At 56.6% G+C, this 19,778-nt stretch carries 18 protein-coding genes and 1 pseudogene; 14 read left to right on the forward strand and 5 right to left on the reverse strand.

Annotated elements, in window-relative coordinates; all coding sequences use genetic code 11:
• Window positions 1-101: 101 nt before the first annotated feature.
• Together L3069_RS10670 and L3069_RS10675 are read left to right on the forward strand one after the other, a co-directional pair.
• The gene (locus L3069_RS10670) at window positions 102-1,697 is read left to right on the forward strand and encodes an ABC transporter substrate-binding protein (protein ID WP_038416040.1); all 1,596 of its coding nucleotides are present in this window, start codon (window positions 102-104) and stop codon (window positions 1,695-1,697) included.
• A gap of 135 nt (window positions 1,698-1,832) precedes the next feature.
• Window positions 1,833-2,507, forward strand: a pseudogene (locus tag L3069_RS10675) (DUF3313 domain-containing protein).
• Between the two features lie 33 nt (window positions 2,508-2,540).
• Here the strand turns inward: L3069_RS10675 and L3069_RS10680 are convergent.
• Window positions 2,541-3,437 (reverse strand): DMT family transporter, encoded by an 897-nt coding sequence (locus L3069_RS10680; RefSeq protein ID WP_038416041.1) that lies wholly within the window; start codon window positions 3,435-3,437, stop codon window positions 2,541-2,543.
• Between the two features lie 174 nt (window positions 3,438-3,611).
• Here L3069_RS10680 and L3069_RS10685 point away from each other — a divergent pair, with 174 nt between their 5' ends.
• Window positions 3,612-4,484: a helix-turn-helix domain-containing protein gene (locus L3069_RS10685; RefSeq protein WP_038416042.1), complete on the forward strand. Its 873-nt coding sequence runs from the start codon at window positions 3,612-3,614 to the stop codon at window positions 4,482-4,484.
• Here L3069_RS10685 and L3069_RS10690 read toward each other — a convergent pair.
• Window positions 4,464-5,630: a benzoate/H(+) symporter BenE family transporter gene (locus L3069_RS10690; RefSeq protein WP_038416043.1), complete on the reverse strand. Its 1,167-nt coding sequence runs from the start codon at window positions 5,628-5,630 to the stop codon at window positions 4,464-4,466. The two genes, L3069_RS10685 and L3069_RS10690, sit on opposite strands and share 21 nt — an antisense overlap.
• A 92-nt stretch (window positions 5,631-5,722) precedes the next feature.
• Between L3069_RS10690 and L3069_RS10695 the strand changes: the two genes are divergently transcribed.
• Together L3069_RS10695 and L3069_RS10700 are read left to right on the forward strand one after the other, a co-directional pair.
• The gene (locus L3069_RS10695; protein ID WP_032624275.1) at window positions 5,723-6,250 is read left to right on the forward strand and encodes a helix-turn-helix domain-containing protein; all 528 of its coding nucleotides are present in this window, start codon (window positions 5,723-5,725) and stop codon (window positions 6,248-6,250) included.
• Between the two features lie 80 nt (window positions 6,251-6,330).
• The gene (locus L3069_RS10700) at window positions 6,331-8,295 is read left to right on the forward strand and encodes a U32 family peptidase (RefSeq protein ID WP_063135882.1); all 1,965 of its coding nucleotides are present in this window, start codon (window positions 6,331-6,333) and stop codon (window positions 8,293-8,295) included.
• Here L3069_RS10700 and L3069_RS10705 read toward each other — a convergent pair.
• Window positions 8,292-8,525: a DUF2554 family protein gene (locus tag L3069_RS10705; RefSeq protein ID WP_038416045.1), complete on the reverse strand. Its 234-nt coding sequence runs from the start codon at window positions 8,523-8,525 to the stop codon at window positions 8,292-8,294. The two genes, L3069_RS10700 and L3069_RS10705, sit on opposite strands and share 4 nt — an antisense overlap.
• 242 nt (window positions 8,526-8,767) lie before the next feature.
• Here L3069_RS10705 and L3069_RS10710 point away from each other — a divergent pair, with 242 nt between their 5' ends.
• A complete protein-coding gene (locus L3069_RS10710; RefSeq protein WP_038416046.1) occupies window positions 8,768-9,130 on the forward strand; it encodes a hypothetical protein in 363 nt (120 codons plus the stop codon).
• A 148-nt stretch (window positions 9,131-9,278) separates the two neighbouring features.
• Here L3069_RS10710 and ftrA read toward each other — a convergent pair whose 3' ends face one another.
• The gene (gene ftrA, locus L3069_RS10715; protein ID WP_032624271.1) at window positions 9,279-10,277 is read right to left on the reverse strand and encodes a transcriptional regulator FtrA; all 999 of its coding nucleotides are present in this window, start codon (window positions 10,275-10,277) and stop codon (window positions 9,279-9,281) included.
• Between the two features lie 73 nt (window positions 10,278-10,350).
• Between ftrA and L3069_RS10720 the strand changes: the two genes are divergently transcribed.
• From L3069_RS10720 to zinT, 8 genes are all read left to right on the forward strand, one after another.
• A complete protein-coding gene (locus L3069_RS10720) occupies window positions 10,351-10,761 on the forward strand; it encodes a rhodanese-like domain-containing protein (protein WP_023306182.1) in 411 nt (136 codons plus the stop codon).
• Between the two features lie 156 nt (window positions 10,762-10,917).
• Window positions 10,918-12,021, forward strand: a complete 1,104-nt coding sequence (locus L3069_RS10725; protein ID WP_023306183.1) for a cobalamin-independent methionine synthase II family protein — start codon at window positions 10,918-10,920, stop codon at window positions 12,019-12,021.
• A 199-nt stretch (window positions 12,022-12,220) separates the two neighbouring features.
• A complete protein-coding gene (gene urtA / locus L3069_RS10730) occupies window positions 12,221-13,492 on the forward strand; it encodes an urea ABC transporter substrate-binding protein (protein ID WP_038416047.1) in 1,272 nt (423 codons plus the stop codon).
• Between the two features lie 22 nt (window positions 13,493-13,514).
• Window positions 13,515-15,089: an urea ABC transporter permease subunit UrtB gene (urtB, locus tag L3069_RS10735; protein WP_038416048.1), complete on the forward strand. Its 1,575-nt coding sequence runs from the start codon at window positions 13,515-13,517 to the stop codon at window positions 15,087-15,089.
• A complete protein-coding gene (gene urtC / locus L3069_RS10740) occupies window positions 15,089-16,162 on the forward strand; it encodes an urea ABC transporter permease subunit UrtC (RefSeq protein WP_023306186.1) in 1,074 nt (357 codons plus the stop codon). The genes urtB and urtC overlap by 1 nt, the downstream gene beginning before the upstream one ends.
• On the forward strand, window positions 16,162-16,959 hold the full coding sequence (gene urtD, locus L3069_RS10745; RefSeq protein ID WP_015570541.1) for an urea ABC transporter ATP-binding protein UrtD: 798 nt from the start codon (window positions 16,162-16,164) through the stop codon (window positions 16,957-16,959). Before urtC ends, urtD begins: the two co-directional genes overlap by 1 nt.
• A gap of 9 nt (window positions 16,960-16,968) precedes the next feature.
• Complete coding sequence (urtE, locus tag L3069_RS10750; protein ID WP_023300094.1) at window positions 16,969-17,667, forward strand: urea ABC transporter ATP-binding subunit UrtE; 699 nt, start codon at window positions 16,969-16,971, stop codon at window positions 17,665-17,667.
• A 52-nt stretch (window positions 17,668-17,719) separates the two neighbouring features.
• Entirely contained in the window at window positions 17,720-18,358 is a 639-nt protein-coding gene (gene zinT / locus L3069_RS10755) for a metal-binding protein ZinT (protein WP_023306187.1), read from the forward strand.
• Window positions 18,359-18,404: 46 nt separating this feature from the next.
• Here the strand turns inward: zinT and ydeE are convergent, their stop codons facing one another.
• Window positions 18,405-19,622 (reverse strand): efflux MFS transporter YdeE, encoded by a 1,218-nt coding sequence (gene ydeE, locus L3069_RS10760; RefSeq protein WP_100167678.1) that lies wholly within the window; start codon window positions 19,620-19,622, stop codon window positions 18,405-18,407.
• Window positions 19,623-19,778 lie beyond the last annotated feature (156 nt).

Raw genomic sequence — 19,778 nt, forward strand, 5'->3', positions numbered from 1 at the left:
TCTGTATTTATTTTTCATGTGTTTGCGCCATCACTTTAATGTTATTTATGAAATGGCAAAAGAAGTAATTAGCCGTCGAATTAAAAAGACAGGAATAAATGATGAAAAGCACATTCACAATGATAACGCTGGCGCTTGCTGCGCTGACGGTCAGTTCCACCGTCGCGGCAAAAACGCTGGTGTATTGCTCCGAAGGATCGCCGGAAAACTTCAATCCTCAGCTCTATACGTCGGGGACCAGCGTGGACGCCAGCGCCGTACCGGTTTATAACCGTCTGGTCGATTTCAAACCGGGCACTACCGAACTGGTGCCGAGCCTGGCGGAAAGCTGGGAGGTGAGCGAGGATGGTAAGGTCTACACCTTCCACCTGCGCAAAGGGGTGAAATTCCACAGTAATAAACTGTTCACGCCGACGCGCGACTTCAACGCGGATGACGTGATTTTCTCGTTTATGCGCCAGAAGGATGTGAATCATCCCTACCATAACGTCTCCAACGGCAGTTATTCCAACTTCGAAAGTCTGGAGTTCGGCAACCTGATTACCGCCATTGATAAGGTTGACGATCGCACCGTGCGCTTCACCCTGGCGCACCCGGAAGCGCCGTTTGTTGCCGATCTGGCGTGGTATTTTGCCTCCATCCTGTCGGCGGAGTATGCCGATGCCATGCTGAAAGCGGGCACGCCTGAAAAGGTCGATATGCAGCCGATTGGCACCGGGCCGTTTAAGCTGGCGCAATATCAGAAGGATTCCCGCATCCTCTTTACCGCCTTCCCGGACTACTGGCAGGGAAAATCGAAGCTGGATCGTCTGGTGTTCACCATCACGCCGGACGCCTCGGTGCGTTTTGCCAAAGTCGAGAAGAATGAGTGCCAGGTGATGCCGTTCCCAAACCCGGCGGATCTGCCGCGTATGAAGGCTAACAAAGACATCAACCTGATGAGCAAGGACGGTCTGAATACCGGTTTCCTGGCATTTAACACGCAAAAGCCGCCGCTGGATAACGTAAAAGTGCGCCAGGCGCTGGCGATGGCGATTAACAAACCGGCCATCATTGAGGCGGTCTTCCACGGCACCGGCACGGCGGCGAAAAACCTGCTGCCGCCTGGCGTCTGGAGTGCCGACAGCGAGCTGAAAGACTACGATTACGATCCAGAAAAAGCGAAAACGCTGTTAAAGGAGGCGGGATTTGCCAACGGCGTAAGCATCGATCTGTGGGCTATGCCCGTGCAGCGGCCGTATAACCCGAACGCGAAGCGTATGGCTGAAATGATCCAGGCGGACTGGGCGAAAGTAGGCGTGCAGACCAAAATCGTGACCTACGAATGGGGCGAATACCTGAAGCGCGTGAAGGGCGGGGAGCATCAGGCTGCGCTGATGGGCTGGACAACGGCGACGGGCGATCCGGATAACTTCTTCGGACCACTGTTTACCTGTACGTCCGCCAACGGCGGGTCGAACTCGGCCAAATGGTGCTATAAGCCGTTTGATAACCTGATTGCCGAAGCAAAATCGATAACCGATCGCGAAAAACGCGTGGCGCTGTACAAGCAGGCGCAGCAGATGATGCACGATCAAATGCCGGCGGTTATGATTGCCCACTCGACCATTTTTGAGCCAGTCAGAAAAGAGGTCACGGGCTATGAAATCGATCCCTTCGGCAAACATCTGTTCTGGCAGGTAGATATAAAACAGTAATATTTTTCTGCCCGGATCCCGTCCGGGCACTATTTTTACAATTTGTGCCTTCCCCGTCATTTTTTGCCACAACATTTCCCTCTGTTTTTTGTTATAACTTCAAGTGCATACTTGCAGATAACTCGGAACTCCATCATGCGTACTTCCACTTTTTTTAAAGTTGCAGTGCTTTCTGGCCTGTTGGCCCTTTCTGGCTGTGCGTCAAAAGTCGCAGCCCCCGATCAATATTCAGGCTTTTTAAAAGATTACTCTGACTTGCAGGAGATGACATCAGCAACCGGGAAACCAACCTTGCGTTGGGTCGATCCTTCCTATGATCCGGCGAACTACGACAGTATTATCTGGACCCCGATAACCTATTATCCGACACCAAAGCCAACCACACAGCTTGGGCAATAAACGCTTGATGAATTGTTGAGTTACACCAATAACACATTAAAAAACGCGATTGGCCAGCGTAAGCCAATTGTGACGAAGCCGGGCAAACATAGCCTGATCTTCCGCGGCGCCATCACGGGTGTGAGCTCAGAGAAAGAAGGTTTGCAGTTCTATGAAGTGGTGCCCGTCGCGCTGCTGGTTGCGGGTACGCAGATGGCAACTGGCCATCGCACCATGGATACGCATCTTTTCTTTGAAGGTGAGCTGATTGATGCCGCCACGAACAAACCGGTAGTTAAAGTTGTTCGTAAAGGTGAAGGTAAAGAGCTTGCCAACGAGAACACGCCGTTGGGATTCGCCACACTGAAACAGGTTGTGGATGATATGGCGACCGATGCCACCATGTTTGATGTCCATCAGACAGCAAAATAATAAAAACGGCCTGCATCTACGCAGGCCGTTATTTTATGCCGTCAGCAGGCGGCGGAACCAGGTTTCCGGTTTCGTAAACATCACCATATTTCCCCCTAAAATCAACAGCAGGCCGACGATCCCGTTGATATGCCACACGTAACCCTCGTACACCGTTGAAATCGACAGCGCCACCAGCGGGAACAGCAGGGTGCTGTACGCGGCCTTACCGGGACCAATGCGGCCTACCAGCGTAAAGTAGGCGCCGAAGGCAATCACCGAGCCAAACAGAGCAAGATAGAGCAGCGCCCCCATATAGCTCACCGTCCATTCCGGCATAAAGCTTTCGCCCCTTAATAGAGCGATAAGGCCCATCACGACGGTGCCATACAGCATCGCCCAGGCGTTGGTGGTCATGGTTTCCAGCCCGTTTCGCTGATGACGCATGCTGATCATATTCCCCAGCGAGAAGCCGTAGGTGCCGAGGGCGGAAAGCCCGATGCCCGTCAGCAATGACGCGCTCCAGCCGCTGGCGAGCAGATCGTTCCAGAACAGGGTAATGATCCCGATAAGCCCCAGCGCTGCCGCCGTCCAGAAGCGCGCGGGTGGACGCTGGCCGAAGAAGATAAAGCTGTTGATGGCGTTATACAGTACGGCCATCGAGAAAATCACCGACTCAAGGCCGGTATTGATATGGGCGGCGGCGGTATAAAAGCACCAGAAGTTGAAACAGAAAACGCAGCAACCCTGAAGCATGCAATAGAGATGATCCCGCAGCGCCAGCCTGCGCAGGCGACGAAGGGCGACCAGGACGATCATCATCGTGGCGCTGGCCACGGCGAAGCGCCAGAAAATGGAGACCGGCGCTGCAACCGGCCCCTGTTGTAAAAAAATGGCGATCCAGGTCGTGCCCCAGATAACAACAACCAGCCCATAGAGTAATGCGTTCATGGTGTCTCTCTTCTCATACCGCGGAAAACAACAGTGTGGCGAAAGAAGGGGGCCCCGGCTTTCATCGCCTTGCGCCGGACTTGCAAATTCTTGCGCTTTTTTCTCGCACAATGGCTGGTAACAGGCTGCAACACTTCTTAGACTGACAGTCTGATTAATCACCTGTTTACGGCCATGTCTCTCGTTTACGACACCTTTGAAACGTTACGCCAAAAAAATGCAGTGCTGCGGGAAACCGTCGCGCTCAATACTGGCATTCAACTGGCGGCGTGGTACAACAAGCACGACACGATCACCGTGAAAAGCAACCATCACACCCTTAGCCTGTACGTGGCGGATGGCTATGAAAGCTATCAAAAAACGCCGGGTGGCTGGAAAAATGGCGGCGGGCCGGACCGTTTTTGTCTGATGCCGGAAGAGAGCGAATCCACATGGGATATTCGTGATGACCTGTCGTTCGTGCACCTCTACTGCACCGATGAACACCTGCGGGACGTGGGGGAGAAAATCTGGGATAAACGACCGCTATCGCTGACGCTGGAGGAAAAAATCTTCGGCAGCGATCCGAAAATCACCGCCCTTTATCGCCAGTTTTTGCTCGGCTGCGACTGGCAGCAAAACGCCAATCAGCTCACCCTGAGCACTGCGTCGACCTTATTACTGACGCATTTGGTCCAGCACTATTCCAGCGTCCAGTGGAAGTTACCGGTGGTCACCGGCGGGCTATCGCCGTTTGTGCTGCGCAACGTGCTGGCCTTTATCGAGGAAAATCTGGCGCAACCCTTAACGCTGGCGGAACTGGCGGGCCAGGCCGCACTCAGTGAGTATCACTTTGCGCGGATGTTCCGCCAGTCGATGGGGCTGGCGCCGCATCAGTACGTCATGCAGCGCCGCATGGAGAAGGCCAAAGCGCTGATTCTGCACACGACCACGCCGCTCACCGACATCGCGCTGGCCTGCGGATTTAACTCCGCCAGCCATTTCAGTAACCGTTTTCGCAGCATGACCGGCATCACGCCGTCACAGCTACGCGCGGCGAAGGCGTGAGAAGACAGCGTAACAGATCCCACCCAGCACCAGCCCCCAGAAAGCGGAGCCAATTCCCAGGAGCGTGACGCCGCTGGCGGTCATCAGGAAGGTGACGATCGCCGCGTCGCGCTCTGCTTCATGATTCAGTGCCTGATACAAACTCCCGCTGATAGTGCCGAGCAGGGCCAGCCCGGCCAGCGTCTGGATGCCGCTCAGCGGCAGGGCGGCCATCAGCCCCGAAATCGACCCGCCGAACACCCCCGCCAGCAGATAAAACCCACCTGCGGCCGTCGCTGCCAGCCAGCGTTTACTGGCATCCGGGTGGGCGTCCGGGCTCTGGCAGATGGCGGCGGTGATGGCGGCGATGCAGATGGAATAGACGCCGAAGGGGGACAACAGCAGCGCCAGCCCGCCGGTGGCAACGATCAGCGGTGAGACCGCCAGCGGATAGCCCGATGCCTGCATGGTGGCGAAGCCGGGCGCATTCTGCGACGCCATGGTCACCAGGAAGAAGGGTAAGCCGATGCTGATCAGGCTGGTGAAGGTGAACGCAGGGGCAATGAATTCCGGCATGATTACCGATAACGTCATTTTATTCGTGACAACGTCACCTCCAGCCCAGGCCACGAACACCCCCACCAGCAGCGTGGCGACAATGGCATACCGGGGCGCCACGGCTTTAGCCACCAGCCAGGCGGCCAGCATACTGCCGCAAAGAAGCACGTGTCCCTCAAGATTGCTGAATGCCTTCAGGCCAAACTGTAACAGCACGCCTGCCAGCATAGCGGCGGCAAGCGAGTGCGGGATCAGTTTCATCAACCGGGCAAACAGGCCAGTGACGCCGCACAGCAGAATCAGCGCATTCGCAAATATAAATACCCCTATGGTTTCCGCCAGCGTCACGCCTTGCAGGCTGGTGGCGAGCAGCGCCGCGCCAGGAGTCGACCAGGCGGTCAGCACCGGGGCTTTATACCACCACGACAATGCAAGCGTGCTGATCCCCATCCCGAGCCCCAGCGCGGTCATCCATCCGGCGATTTGCTGTGTACTGGCGCCCGCCGCCGCAGCCGCCTGCCAGATAATGGCGGCAGAGCTGGCGTAGCCCACCAGAACGGCAACAAAACCAGCCAGCACGGCAGGAAAGAGAGAGGCAGTCGATCGCATGTGAACTCCGTTGTGCGTTATAACGTCCGGGATAAGGTATCACTGTGCGCTATAGCGTACAAGTGGTATGCTTTGCTGCAACGGGAGGAACCATGGATATCACTCAACATCTGGCAACCACACTGAAAGCGCTGCGTCAGGCGCGGGGCTGGAGCCTGTCGAAACTGGCGGAAGAGACGGGCGTGTCGAAAGCGATGCTTGGGCAAATCGAACGCAATGAGTCCAGCCCGACGGTCTCAACCTTGTGGAAAATTGCCACCGGGCTGAACGTACCTTTTTCGGCGTTTATCACTCCAGAGAGCGAACCGCAGGCGGTGTTCGATCCGCAGCAGCAAGCGATGGTGGTGAAACCGCTTTTCCCCTGGGATGAACAGCTTAAGTTCGACCATTTCTCCATCACCCTGTCGCCCGGCGCGCTGAGTGAGTCCACGCCGCACGAAGCCGGGGTGATTGAACACGTGGTGGTGATAAGCGGTGAGCTGGATATGCATATCGACGGTGTCTGGCGCACTCTATACGCTGATTCCGGCGTGCGTTTTGCCGGCGATAAACCGCACGCGTACCGTAACAGCAGCACCCGGACGGTGCATTTTCACTCTCTGATCCATTATCCCCGCTAAAGCGTTGCAAAACGGTTTCACTGGCACAGACTTCTGACTACAATAGCCGCCATTTTGACCATAACGGATAACGACGAAGTATGCGCCTGCACCCCCATCATCTTGAACTGCTAAGCCCGGCCCGCGACGCCGCCATTGCCCGTGAAGCCATTCTTCACGGTGCGGATGCCGTCTACATTGGCGGCCCAGGCTTCGGTGCCCGTCATAACGCCAGCAATAGCCTGCGCGACATTGCCGAACTGGTACCGTTCGCTCACCGTTTCGGGGCGAAGGTGTTCGTGACCCTGAACACCATTCTTCATGATGATGAGCTGGAGCCCGCGCAGCGTCTTATTACCGATCTCTACCAGACCGGCGTTGACGCTCTGATCGTTCAGGATATGGGTGTTCTGGAACTGGATATCCCGCCAATTGAGCTGCACGCCAGCACCCAGTGCGATATCCGCACCGTTGAGAAGGCGAAGTTTCTTTCAGACGTCGGGTTTACGCAGATTGTTCTGGCGCGTGAGCTGAACCTGAACCAGATCCGCGATATCCACCAGGCCACCGACGCGACCATTGAATTCTTTATCCACGGTGCGCTTTGCGTGGCCTATTCCGGGCAGTGTAATATCTCTCACGCCCAGACGGGGCGCAGCGCTAACCGCGGCGACTGCTCTCAGGCCTGCCGTTTGCCGTATACCCTGAAAGACGATCAGGGCCGCGTGGTGGCATTCGAGAAACACCTGCTGTCGATGAAAGATAACGATCAGACGGCAAACCTCGGCGCGCTGATCGATGCCGGCGTACGCTCCTTCAAAATTGAAGGCCGCTACAAGGACATGAGCTACGTGAAAAATATCACCGCCCATTATCGTCAGATGCTGGATGCCATCATCGACGATCGCGGTGACCTGGCGCGCGCGTCCGCCGGTCGTACAGAGCATTTCTTTATTCCATCGACGGACAAAACGTTCCACCGCGGCAGTACGGATTATTTCGTTAATGCGCGCAAAGGGGATATTGGCGCGTTCGATTCACCGAAGTTTATCGGTCTGCCGGTGGGGGAAGTGCTGAAAGTGGCGAAGGATCATCTTGACGTTCAGGTTACAGAGCCGCTGGCGAACGGCGATGGCCTCAACGTGATGATCAAACGTGAAGTGGTTGGTTTTCGCGCCAATACGGTGGAGAAAACCGGCGAAAATCGTTATCGCGTCTGGCCGAACGAAATGCCTGCCGACCTTTACAAAGCCCGCCCGAATGCGGCGCTGAACCGTAACCTGGATCACAACTGGCAGCAGGCCTTGCTCAAGACCTCCAGCGAGCGTCGCATTGCGGTGGATATCGCGCTGGGTGGCTGGGAAGAGCAGCTGATCCTGACCATGACCTGCGAAGACGGCATCAGCGTGACGCATACGCTCGATGGCCTGTTCGAGGTGGCGAACAATGCGGAGAAAGCGTTTAGCAACCTCAAGGATGGCGTAGCGAAGCTCGGGCAGACCATTTATTATGCGCGCAATATTGAGGTGAATCTGCCGGACGCGCTGTTCGTGCCGAACAGCCTGCTGAACCAGTTCCGCCGTGAAACGGCTGAGATGCTGGATGAAGCACGCCTGGCAAACTATCCGCGCGGCAGTCGTAAGGCCGAAGCGGTGCCTGCGCCGGTCTACCCGGACACGCATCTCTCTTTCCTTGCGAACGTTTACAACCACAAAGCGCGTGCGTTTTACCATCGTCACGGCGTGCAACTGATTGACGCCGCGTATGAAGCGCATGAAGAGAAGGGCGATGTGCCGGTGATGATCACCAAACACTGCCTGCGGTTTGCCTTTAACCTTTGTCCGAAACAGGCGAAAGGCAATATTAAAAGCTGGAAAGCGACGCCGATGCAGCTGGTGAATGGCGATGAAGTACTGACGCTGAAGTTTGACTGCCGTCCGTGTGAAATGCACGTTATCGGCAAGATGAAGAATCACATCTTCAAAATGCCGTCTCCGGGCAGCATTGTGGCCTCCGTCAGCCCTGACGATTTGATGAAGACCCTGCCAAAGCGTAAAGGCAGCTAACCCGCAGAGTGGGTATCCGGTTTGCGCGATTTCTGCCATGAATGGTGCTCGCGCAACCCCTCCGCAGACTCCTCTGCCGCGCTACGTAACTCGTCGCTGTCAGCTTCATGACGAAGCTGATGGTCGGCGTTTTTCACATACACAAATTCATGCCCTTTGTGCTCCGCCATAATCTGCCCCGAGAACAGTGCACTAATCAGCAGCAGTAGCGAAAAGCCTTTTCTGAACATCTTTTACCCCCGAAAATACGCTACGGTCATCGTAGGGATAATTTCATAGAGTAATTATTCGATTCTTTAAATTTGAGAAAATAGACTGTCAAAAATTGTGGTCGCCATAAAACTCACTTAAGACTATTCTTAAAAGCAATATCGCCGTTGTAAACTCCCATTTCTGGTATGCAAAGAGAAGCTAGATTTATTGGGAAATCATTTACAATAAGATTTTTCTGGCTAAGGATTGGATCGAATAAATGAAAAAAATAATCGTGCTATCACTTCTGGGCGTAGTGGTTGCGGTGGGTGCTGTGGCCAGCATCTATTCAAATGAAGAACCAGAATATATTCAGTCAGCAAAAAGCCGTGTCGGATCGTATTTAACCAGCGATTACGGACGTGTCGAATGTAATAGCACCCAGGTAAGTGAAGAACGCTGGGAGCTGGGCTGTACCAATAAGGCGAGGGGCAAAACCTTCCAGTTCGCTGTTTACCCATCCGAGCAGGCGCCGTATGGGGTCTCTCGTGCGTTTTATCTCGAAGCGATTAATGATGATGCCCGCCAGAGTGCAGAGCAGGGGCTGATGCGTTATCTGCAAATTAATACCAAAGCGGGTTAATCGATTCGTTTATGCTTCGTTGAGGCTCACAGTGGTAGATTGCAGGTGATCCACATCCCGGTATGGAATACCGGAGCGTAGATACCAAAATACAAATCTATCCATGCAAGCATTTACCGCCAGATTATGGCGGTTTTTTTTTGCCCGTTTATCGTACCGGCTGTAAAAATTGTTTGCGATATTGCGCGGGTGAAAGCGCAAATTGCTGCCGGAAATGGTGGCGCAGCGTGGCGCTTTGTCCAAATCCGGTTTGTTCCGCAATATTGTCGATGCTGAGCCGACTGTTTTCGAGATAATCTTTTGCCCGCTGCAATCGCGCAGTCAATAACCAGCGCGCGGGCGTTGTTCCGGTCGCGTCCTGGAAACGGCGCAGAAAGGTGCGCTGACTCATACCCACCCGCAGGGCCAGCGATTCGACGGTATGGGAAACAGCCAGATGCTGGTGAAGATAATCAAACAACTGGCCGAGGCGCTGGCTCTCCCGCAACTGAGCCACCGGTCGGCTAAGCTGCTGGGTTTGCGAGCCGTCCCGATGGGGCGGGATCACCAGCCGACGCGCCACGCGGTTTGCCACTTCCATACCATAATTCCGGCGCACCACGTGCAGGCACAGATCAATCCCCGCGGCGCTTCCGGCGGAAGTGAGAATATCGCCTTCGTCCTGGTAGAGCACATCTTCGACCACGGTAATGGCGGGATAGCGTGTTTTCAGCGCTTGCGTGTAGCGCCAGTGGGTGGTTGCCTTCCGCCCGTCAAGCAGGCCTGAGGCTGCCAGAACGAAAACGCCAGAACAGATCGAGAGTAGCTGGCAGCCGCGGGCATGCGCCGCGCGGAGCGCCTGGCAGAGCGCTTCCGGTACGGGTTCGTCCAGCCCTCGCCAGCCGGGAACGACAACCAGATCCGCCGTCTCCAGCAGACCCAGATCGCCATCGGCCAGAATACGGATCCCGCCCGTTGCCCGGAGTTCGCCATCATCCACGCTCGCCACGGCAAACTGATACCAGTCATCGCCCATCTCCGGGCGCGGCAAACCAAAGATTTCTACCGCCACGCCAAACTCAAAGGTACATAAACCGTCATATGCCAGCACGACCGCTCGCGGCGAGGGATGTCTTAAGTTTGTCATCTTTTTGCTGTTTTCTGGCATAGGCGGACGCATTCATGGGCTGAGTTAAGGGATAGAGTAGTGTTAACACAAACACCACAAATGAGGAAGATTCATGAGCTATGTTACTGAATTTCCGGCTGCTGAGCCGCAGGAAGCTGTGGGACATTTTCTGCGTCGTCTGAGTGTCGAGACGGACTGCGCCGATGTCCATCACGCGGTATCCGGCGGTGAGCAGGACTTTGTTCTGCTGCACGTTGTCGGAAAGCCTGAACATTTTGCCCGGCGGCATCTGCCCGGCGCGCTGCATTTACCCTGGAGCCAGATCACCGCAGAGCGGATGAAAGCGTGGCCGGAGGGCACGCTGTTTGTCGTCTATTGTGCAGGCCCGCACTGCAACGGGGCGGACAGGGCGGCGCTGAAGCTGGCGCGTCTGGGTCTGCCGGTTAAGATTATGCTCGGGGGCATGACCGGCTGGGAAGATGAGCGGTTCGCGTTTGCAGGATCTTCATCACCCGCTCTGTGAACATGAATTTATTTCAACACAGATGAAATTTTCTCGTTTGTCGGCGGCGAGCCGGTATGACATCTTTTCAGGACGTTTAGACATCCAGAAGTCTAAAGATTCAAGAGATGAATTATCACTGTGGGCAATTAACGCCGACAGACAGAGGAGATTTCCATGCAGCGACACCATGCCCCGTACCGCGCCGATGTAGTCGGCAGTTTTTTACGCCCGGATGCCATTAAACAGGCCCGTCTGCAATTTGCCAGCGGTGAAATCGATGCCGGGCAGCTTCGCGCGGTTGAGGACGAGGCCATTCGTCATGTTGTCGAGCAGCAGTGCGCCTGCGGTCTGCATGTGGTAACGGACGGTGAATTCCGCCGCGCCTGGTGGCACTTTGACTTTTTTGACGGGCTACAGGGGGTGGAGCGTTATGATTCCCAGCAGGGCATTCAGTTCAACGGGGTGCAGACCAAAGCCCACGGCGTGCGCGTAACGGGCAAACTGGGCTTCGGCGATCATCCTATGCTGGAAGATTTCCGCTACCTCAAAAGCATCAGCGGTAACGCACAGCCGAAGATGACCATTCCGAGCCCGAGCGTGCTGCACTTCCGCGGTGGCCGCAAGGATATTGATGCCACGGTCTACCCGGATCTGAAAGATTACTTTGACGATCTGGCGACCACCTGGCGCGATGCCATTCGGGCCTTTTACGATGCAGGCTGCCGCTATCTGCAGCTGGATGACACCGTCTGGGCCTATCTTTGTTCGGAGGACCAGCGCCGCCAGATCCGCGAGCGCGGTGACGATGCAGACGAACTTGCCCGAACTTATGCCCGGGTGCTGAATAAGGCGCTGGAGGGCAAACCGGACGATCTGACCGTCGGGCTGCACGTCTGCCGCGGCAACTTCCGCTCAACCTGGATTTCCGAGGGCGGCTATGAGCCGGTGGCGGAGGTGCTGTTCGGCACGGTGAACGTCGACGCGTTCTTCCTGGAGTACGACAACGACCGTAGCGGGGACTTCGCGCCACTGCGTTTTGTGCGCCCGGGTAAACAGCAGGTGGTTCTGGGGCTGATCACCACCAAACACGGTGAACTGGAGAACCCGGAAGGGGTGAAAGCGCGTCTGGAAGAGGCTGCGCGCTACGTGGCGAAAGAGCAGATTTGCCTCAGCCCGCAGTGCGGATTTGCTTCTACGGAAGAGGGTAACAGCCTGAGCGAAGCCCAGCAGTGGGATAAAGTTCGCCTCGTGACGAAAATCGCCAGCGACGTCTGGTAACGCCGTTTACAGCGCTGCATTATTACAGTGCAGCGCTGTACCATTCTGAGTCGTTTCCCGTCACTCCTCTCTTCGATCCCTTTAAAATCCTGTCTCTGCAACCGGGCACTGTTTTTGCTCTCCTGAAACTGGCGTTACTTTTTTCTGCGTCCGGCGGTAACGGACGTCTTCGCACAGCTTTCTTTTCAGGAGTGAAAATATGCACCGTCGTACCTTTATTAAAGCGTTCACCTTGTCCGCCTCCGTCATCGCCATGGGAATGAGCTTTGGCGTCCAGGCCGCAGAGACCATTAAAGTCGGGATTATGCACTCTCTCTCCGGCACGATGGCCATTTCAGAAACGCCCCTGAAAGATGTCGCCCTGATGACCATCGATGAAATCAATGCTAAAGGCGGCGTGCTCGGGAAAAAGCTGGAGCCGGTGGTGGTTGACCCGGCATCCAACTGGCCGCTGTTTGCCGAAAAGGCCCGCCAGCTTCTGAGCCAGGATAAGGTCGCCGTGGTGTTTGGCTGCTGGACCTCCGTATCGCGTAAATCGGTTCTGCCGGTTTTTGAGGAGCTGAACGGTTTGCTGTTCTATCCGGTGCAGTATGAAGGGGAAGAGATGTCACCTAACGTCTTCTATACCGGCGCGGCGCCTAACCAGCAGGCGATCCCGGCGGTGGAGTACCTGATGAGCGAGGACGGCGGCAGCGCGAAGCGATTCTTCCTGCTGGGTACGGACTACGTTTACCCGCGCACTACGAACAAGATCCTGCGCGCCTTCCTGCACTCGAAAGGCGTTGAAGATAAAGATATTGAAGAGGTCTACACCCCATTTGGACATAGCGATTACCAGACCATCGTCGCCAGTATCAAAAAGTTCTCCACGGGCGGCAAAACGGCAGTGGTCTCCACCATCAACGGTGATTCCAACGTGCCTTTCTATAAAGAACTGGCGAACCAGGGGCTGAAAGCCACGGACGTGCCGGTGGTGGCGTTCTCGGTGGGCGAGGAAGAACTGCGCGGCATTGATACCAAACCGCTGGTGGGTAACCTGGCGGCGTGGAATTACTTTGAATCCGTCGACAACCCGACCAACCAGACCTTTGTCGCGGCTTACAAAGCCTACGCGAAAGCCCATAAGCTGCCGAATGCCGATAACGTGGTCACCAACGATCCGATGGAAGCGACTTACGTTGGCCTGCATATGTGGGCGCAGGCGGTTGAAAAAGCGGGAACAACCGACGTGGACAAAGTGCGCGCGGCAATGGCGGGCCAGTCGTTCAACGCGCCGTCCGGCTTTACGCTGACCATGGACGCCACCAACCACCACCTGCATAAGCCCGTCATGATTGGTGAAATTGAAGGCAACGGCCAGTTCAACGTCGTCTGGCAAACCGAACAGCCGGTACGCGCTCAGCCGTGGAGCCCGTTTATCGCCGGGAATGACAAAAAGCCTGACCAGCCGATGAAAACCGCCAGCAACTAAGCCACCACCAGGGAGAGACGTCATGAACGCCATACGCATGATGATTGCGATTGTGTGGCTTACCGGACTGCTGCCAGGGATGGCGCAGGCATCGGATGCCGATGATTTCGTTGCCGCTAGCCGCAGCCAGCAAACCGCCATGCTGACCCGCTGGGCAGCCACGCCGGAACCTGCACGTTTGCCGCTGCTTAAGGCGCTGCAACAGGAGAACCTTTATACCGACAGCCAGAAGAAGGCATTTACCCGCATCGACGGCGAAATGGTTGCCCTGGGCGCGGCAAAAAGCGCCGAAGGATCGACCAAAGCCGTGCGGCTGACCAACCGACTGCGCGTGTTAACCGTCACGGCGCTGGCGACGCATCAGCTTGTCAGTGACAGTGTCACCGAAAGGCGTCATGCCGCGCGGCAACTTCAGCGTGACGCCCGGCCGGATATGCTCGGCTTTCTGCAACAGCGGGCCAGTAGCGAAACGGACGACGTCACCCGACAGTCGCTGATGCTGGCGCTGGCAAACCTCCAGCTGACGAGCCCACAGGCTGAAGTACGGCTCAAGGCTGTTGAGCTGTTGGGACAGTCTGACGATCCGGACGTGCAGGCCACGCTGACGCCGTTCACCCAAACGCAAACCGAGCCGGACGCACGGGTACGTGCCGCCGCCGCTGAGAGCCTGGAGCGTATTCAGCACCGGCTGATGTGGGGCGAACTGCTGGGGCAGGCCTTCATGGGCCTGTCGTTGGGGTCGGTACTTTTGCTGGCCGCGCTCGGGCTGGCTATCACCTATGGTCTGCTGGGGGTGATTAACATGGCTCACGGTGAAATGCTGATGCTCGGGGCGTATGCCACCTGGATGGTGCAGCAGGTAATGGCGCAGTGGATGCCTCAGTGGCTGGCGCTCTATCCGGTGGTGGCGCTGCCGGTGGCGTTTTGCCTGACCGCAGGCATCGGAATGGTGCTGGAGCGCACGGTGATACGCCATCTTTATGGCCGCCCGCTGGAAACCCTGCTCGCCACCTGGGGGATAAGCCTGATGCTTATCCAGCTGGTCCGCATGACCTTTGGCGCTCAGAACCTTGAGGTCGCTAACCCGGCATGGCTGTCCGGCGGGGTGCAGGTTTTCGCCAACCTGACGCTGCCCTGGAACCGTATTGTGGTGCTCGGCTTTGTGCTGCTGGTGCTGTTCTTCACCTGGCTCATTCTGAACAAAACGCGTCTGGGTCTCAACGTGCGGGCGGTGACGCAAAACCGCAGCATGGCGGCCTGCTGCGGCGTTCCCACCGGACGGGTAGATATGCTGGCATTTGGTCTCGGGTCCGGCATTGCCGGGTTGGGCGGCGTGGCGTTGTCCCAGCTGGGGAACGTGGGGCCGGAGCTGGGCCAGGGATACATCATCGATTCGTTCCTGGTTGTGGTGCTCGGCGGCGTCGGCCAGCTGGCCGGTAGCGTCGCGGCGGCCTTTGGTCTGGGGATCTTCAATAAAATTCTTGAACCGCAGATGGGCGCCGTGCTGGGCAAGATCCTGATTCTGGTGGCGATCATTCTGTTTATCCAGAAACGTCCGCAGGGGTTATTCGCACTTAAAGGGAGGGTGACAGACTGATGAGCCAGCCATTGACCTTAACACTGGCGCGCAGAGCACCGCGCACCGCGCAAATCTTCGGCAGTCTGCTGGTTGCGGCGCTGCTGGTGCTGCCTTTTCTCGCGCTGTTACCCGCCACCCATCCGCTGGCCGTTTCGACGTGGATGTTGACGCTTATCGGCAAGATCCTCTGCTACGCGGTTGTCGCCGTGGCCCTCGATCTGGTCTGGGGCTATGCCGGTATGCTCTCGCTGGGGCACGGCATATTCTTCGCCCTGGGCGGCTATGCGATGGGCATGTACCTGATGCGCCAGGCGGCCGGGGACGGGCTGCCCGCGTTTATGTCGTTTCTCTCGTGGAGCGAACTGCCCTGGTTCTGGTGGGGAACGCAGCATTTCGCCTGGGCTCTGGTGTTAATCGTGACGATCCCCGGCCTGCTGGCGCTGGTCTTCGGCTGGTTTGCTTTCCGCTCGAAGATAAAAGGGGTCTATTTTTCCATCATGACCCAGGCGCTGACCTATGCGGGCATGCTGCTGTTCTTTCGCAACGAAACCGGTTTTGGCGGCAATAACGGCTTTACCGGCTTTACCACGCTGCTCGGGTTTTCCGTTACGGCGACTACCACGCGGATCGCGCTGTTTCTCGCAACGGTCATGCTGCTGCTTCTGGCCCTGGGCACAGGCTACGCCCTGGCGAAGAGTAAATTTGGCCGCATTTTAACGGCGGTGCGCGATGCGGAAAACCGTCTGACGTTCTGCGGCTACGATCCGCGCGGCTTCAAGCTGCTGGTCTGGACGCTTTCCGCCGTGCTGTGTGGCCTGGCGGGAGCGCTGTACGTTCCGCAGGTGGGCATTATCAACCCGGGTGAAATGTCGCCGACCAACTCGATTGAAGCGGCCATCTGGGTGGCGCTGGGCGGGCGCGGCACCCTGGTAGGCCCGGTGATTGGTGCGGCGCTGGTCAATGGTGCGAAGAGCTTTTTCACCGTGGCGATGCCGGAGTACTGGCAACTGTTTCTTGGGCTGATTTTCATCGCCGTGACGCTCTTTTTACCGCGCGGCGTGTTCGGTCTGTTTCGTAAGGGAGAGAATTAATGCAGCCCTCTGAAGGACTCTTTACCCGCCAGCTACCGGGCGATCGTTACCGTGAGCAGACCGATCCGGTGTTACAGCTTGAGGCCATTAACGTCAGTTTCGATGGTTTTCAGGCGTTGACCGATCTCTCACTTAATATCGGCGTCGGTGAATTGCGCTGCATCATTGGCCCTAACGGCGCCGGTAAAACTACGCTGATGGACGTGATCACCGGCAAAACCCGGCCAAAAAGCGGGAAGGCTATTTACGATCAGTCCATCGATCTGACAGCCCTTGAACCGGCGGCCATTGCCCGTCAGGGCATTGGCCGTAAGTTCCAGAAACCGACCGTGTTTGAAGCGCTGACCGTAGGGGAAAACCTCGAAATCGCCATGAAAGCGGACAGGTCCGTCTGGGCGAGCCTGCGGGCAACACTCAGCGGCGAGCAGCGCGACCGCATTGACGAGATGTTGGTTTTGCTGCGGCTTGGCAGCGAGCGCGATCGCCGCGCCGGGCTGCTTTCCCACGGGCAGAAGCAGTTTCTGGAGATCGGCATGCTGCTGGTGCAGGATCCGCATCTGTTGCTGCTGGACGAACCCGCCGCCGGTATGACCGACGCAGAGACGGAATACACAGCCGAGCTGTTCCGAACTCTGGCAGGCAAGCATTCGCTGATGGTGGTTGAGCACGATATGGGCTTCGTCGAGACCATCGCCGACCACGTCACGGTGCTGCATCAGGGGCGCGTACTGGCCGAAGGCTCGCTTCGCGAGGTACAGGCCAATGAGCAGGTGATTGACGTCTATCTGGGACGCTAAGGAGAGGGGATGTTACAGGTTAACGAGCTGAATCAGTACTACGGCGGAAGTCATATTCTGCGCGGGGTGAGCTTTGAGGCGGTGGTCGGGGAAGTTACCTGCCTGCTGGGGCGCAACGGGGTGGGGAAAACCACGCTGCTGAGGTGCCTGATGGGGCTGATCCCGGTGAAAGCCGGGGAGGTGGTCTGGCAGGGAAAGACCATCACTCACAGTAAACCGCACCAGCGGGTGCAGTCCGGCGTGGCGTATGTTCCGCAGGGGCGGGAGATTTTTCCGCGTCTGACCGTAGAAGAAAACCTGCTGATGGGACTGTCGCGCTTCTCCGCGGGAAACGCAAGGAGCGTGCCGGAGGAGATTTGGCAGCTTTTCCCGGTGCTGAAGGAGATGAAACACCGTCGCGGAGGCGATCTTTCCGGTGGTCAGCAGCAGCAGCTGGCGATTGGTCGCGCGCTGGCGAGCCGTCCACGGTTACTGATCCTGGATGAACCCACGGAAGGTATACAGCCGTCGGTGATTAAAGAGATTGGGCAGGTGATCCGCAGCCTGGCGAACCGGGGGGATATGGCGATCCTGCTGGTGGAGCAGTTTTATGATTTTGCGGCGGAGCTGGCCGACAGCTATCTGGTGATGTCGCGCGGCAGCATCGTCCAGCAGGGGCGCGGTGAGAACATGGAGCAGGAGGGGGTTCGCGGACTGGTTGCGATCTGAAATGTTATACTATAACATCCTCATTCTTATAACACGGAATGAGGGTTTTGCTGTGGCTGCACAACTTGGAAAAATTGCGCTGACTCTGGGAACGCTGCTGGTAAGCGGCTCGCTTTTTGCCCATTCGCACGGTCATCAGATGACGGAGGCGGAACAGAAGGCGGCAAACGGCGTCTTTGAGGATAAAGACGTCAGGGACAGGACGCTGTCTGACTGGGACGGGACCTGGCAGTCTGTTTACCCGTTCCTGCTTGATGGTTCGCTGGATCCGGTTTTCGAAAAGAAAGCGCAGAAGGGGGAAAAATCCGCTGCCGAGGTGAAAGCCTACTACCGTAAGGGCTACGCGACGGACGTGGACGCCATCGGCATTGAAAACAACGTGATGGAATTCCACAGAGGCAAAACGGTGAGCAGCTGCCGGTACGACTACAGCGGCTATAAAATTCTGACCTATGCGTCGGGGAAAAAAGGCGTGCGCTACCTGTTTGAATGTAAGGATAAGGCAAGCCAGGCGCCTAAGTTTGTGCAGTTCAGCGATCATACCATCGGGCCGAAAGCCTCTTCACACTTCCATATCTTTATGGGCAACACCTCCCACGAGGCGCTGCTGAAAGAGATGGATAACTGGCCGACCTACTACCCGAACGAGATGTACAAAGAGCAGGTGGTGGAGGAGATGTTGCACCACTAGGCTGTTGGATTTGCCGGGTGGGGGCTTAGCCTTACCCGGCGTGGGATTAGGGTTTCGTAGGTCGGGTAAGCGCAGCGCCACCCGACACGCTATCTTCACTTTTCACGCGCATCCCGCGCAAAACCATCAGCCACGCCGCAATAATGGCGGCCATCATAATAATAAATAACGACCAGTGCGGCAGATGGGTCAGGATGAGCCCGGTGATCATCGGGTTCGCCGCTGCGCCCAGCCAGCCCAGCGCCTGGGCGGAGAAGTAGCTCGCCTTCATGCCCGGCGGGGCGATATTGTCGATCAGCATGTATTCACCCGGGGCATAAATAATTTCACCCAGGGTGAAGATCGCCGCCGCAATCCCCCAGTAAAGCAGGTTCTCGCCGGAAAGCATAAACCCGCCCAGCCCGAGGATGAAAAAGAGCGTTGCGGCTGTCATTAGCGGGCGGATGTTGCTGGCGGAGATCTTGCGGCCAAGCGCGTATTGCAGGGTGACCACCACCACCGCGTTGACGGGCAACACAACGGCCACCACCTTTTCTGCGAAATCGCTGTCCGCATACGCGGCGAGGACATACTGGGAAATGCAGCTGGCGAACGATCCGCCCACATAGGACGCCAGCAGGCCGGAGAGCGTGTACCAGAACAGCGCCCGGTCCTTCAGCAGCACCGAGGGCTGCCACGGCGCTTTTTCCTCCACGCTGTCAGACGCTACGCTTTTCTGCACAAAGAAATGGATAAACCCGAGCGGCAGTGCGGCGCAGAAGGCCGCCAGCCAGAACGGCAGTTGCAGGCTGTACATCACCAGTAGAGTGCCAACCGGCGGCCCAATCGTCCAGCCGATGTTCAGGAAACTGTAGTTGAGTGAGAAAACGCGTGCCTTTTCGCTGGAGGTCAGCACGTCGGCAAACCACGCTTTCAGCACCGTTGAGAAGACGGAATAGGCGCAGTTAATCAGGGCAAAGAACAACACCACCAGCGTCACGTTATTCACCAGCGGAATGGCCACAAACCCGGCGATAAAGGCCACGATGGCGACCAGCATATAGCGTTTTTTGTCGAACTTGTCCGCCAGGATGCCAAACCCCAGGCTAAACACCACGCCAATGGTCAACGCCACGGTAAGGGCATAGCCAATATTCTCCACGCTCATATCGTACACGCGTGTGAGATATATGGTCATAAAGGGCAGCGTTGCCCCGCGGCCAATTGTTAATAACAATGACGATGCCAGTAGCGCTGCGGTTGAGAGCCTGATTGATGGTTTCATTTTCCTGCCCGACAAATGCTTATGCTTTTTTTGTTGTGTTATTACAGGATTATCATGGGATCGGCAGCTTGTATAGCACCCAATTTATCCGCAAGTGCTTCTCCTCAGTACCAGAATTAATGATCTTCTCGCGGGGGTATTTTTTCTGTTACCTTG

This window comes from Enterobacter cloacae complex sp. ECL411, assembly GCF_021869665.1.
GTDB classification, from domain to species: domain Bacteria; phylum Pseudomonadota; class Gammaproteobacteria; order Enterobacterales; family Enterobacteriaceae; genus Enterobacter; species Enterobacter intestinihominis.

Bases quoted from the DNA above. Each gene is read 5' to 3' on its own strand.
- L3069_RS10705 (WP_038416045.1), bottom strand. From the start codon at position 8,525: ATGTTCAGAAAAGGCTTTTCGCTACTGCTGCTGATTAGTGCACTGTTC.
- L3069_RS10720 (WP_023306182.1), top strand. From the start codon at position 10,351: ATGAGCTATGTTACTGAATTTCCGGCTGCTGAGCCGCAGGAAGCTGTG.
- L3069_RS10695 (WP_032624275.1), top strand. From the start codon at position 5,723: ATGGATATCACTCAACATCTGGCAACCACACTGAAAGCGCTGCGTCAG.
- ydeE (WP_100167678.1), bottom strand. From the start codon at position 19,622: ATGAAACCATCAATCAGGCTCTCAACCGCAGCGCTACTGGCATCGTCA.
- L3069_RS10700 (WP_063135882.1), top strand. From the start codon at position 6,331: ATGCGCCTGCACCCCCATCATCTTGAACTGCTAAGCCCGGCCCGCGAC.
- L3069_RS10710 (WP_038416046.1), top strand. From the start codon at position 8,768: ATGAAAAAAATAATCGTGCTATCACTTCTGGGCGTAGTGGTTGCGGTG.
- L3069_RS10725 (WP_023306183.1), top strand. From the start codon at position 10,918: ATGCAGCGACACCATGCCCCGTACCGCGCCGATGTAGTCGGCAGTTTT.
- urtE (WP_023300094.1), top strand. From the start codon at position 16,969: ATGTTACAGGTTAACGAGCTGAATCAGTACTACGGCGGAAGTCATATT.
- urtC (WP_023306186.1), top strand. From the start codon at position 15,089: ATGAGCCAGCCATTGACCTTAACACTGGCGCGCAGAGCACCGCGCACC.
- urtA (WP_038416047.1), top strand. From the start codon at position 12,221: ATGCACCGTCGTACCTTTATTAAAGCGTTCACCTTGTCCGCCTCCGTC.
- L3069_RS10680 (WP_038416041.1), bottom strand. From the start codon at position 3,437: ATGAACGCATTACTCTATGGGCTGGTTGTTGTTATCTGGGGCACGACC.
- ftrA (WP_032624271.1), bottom strand. From the start codon at position 10,277: ATGCCAGAAAACAGCAAAAAGATGACAAACTTAAGACATCCCTCGCCG.
- L3069_RS10690 (WP_038416043.1), bottom strand. From the start codon at position 5,630: ATGCGATCGACTGCCTCTCTCTTTCCTGCCGTGCTGGCTGGTTTTGTT.
- urtB (WP_038416048.1), top strand. From the start codon at position 13,515: ATGAACGCCATACGCATGATGATTGCGATTGTGTGGCTTACCGGACTG.
- L3069_RS10670 (WP_038416040.1), top strand. From the start codon at position 102: ATGAAAAGCACATTCACAATGATAACGCTGGCGCTTGCTGCGCTGACG.
- urtD (WP_015570541.1), top strand. From the start codon at position 16,162: ATGCAGCCCTCTGAAGGACTCTTTACCCGCCAGCTACCGGGCGATCGT.
- L3069_RS10685 (WP_038416042.1), top strand. From the start codon at position 3,612: ATGTCTCTCGTTTACGACACCTTTGAAACGTTACGCCAAAAAAATGCA.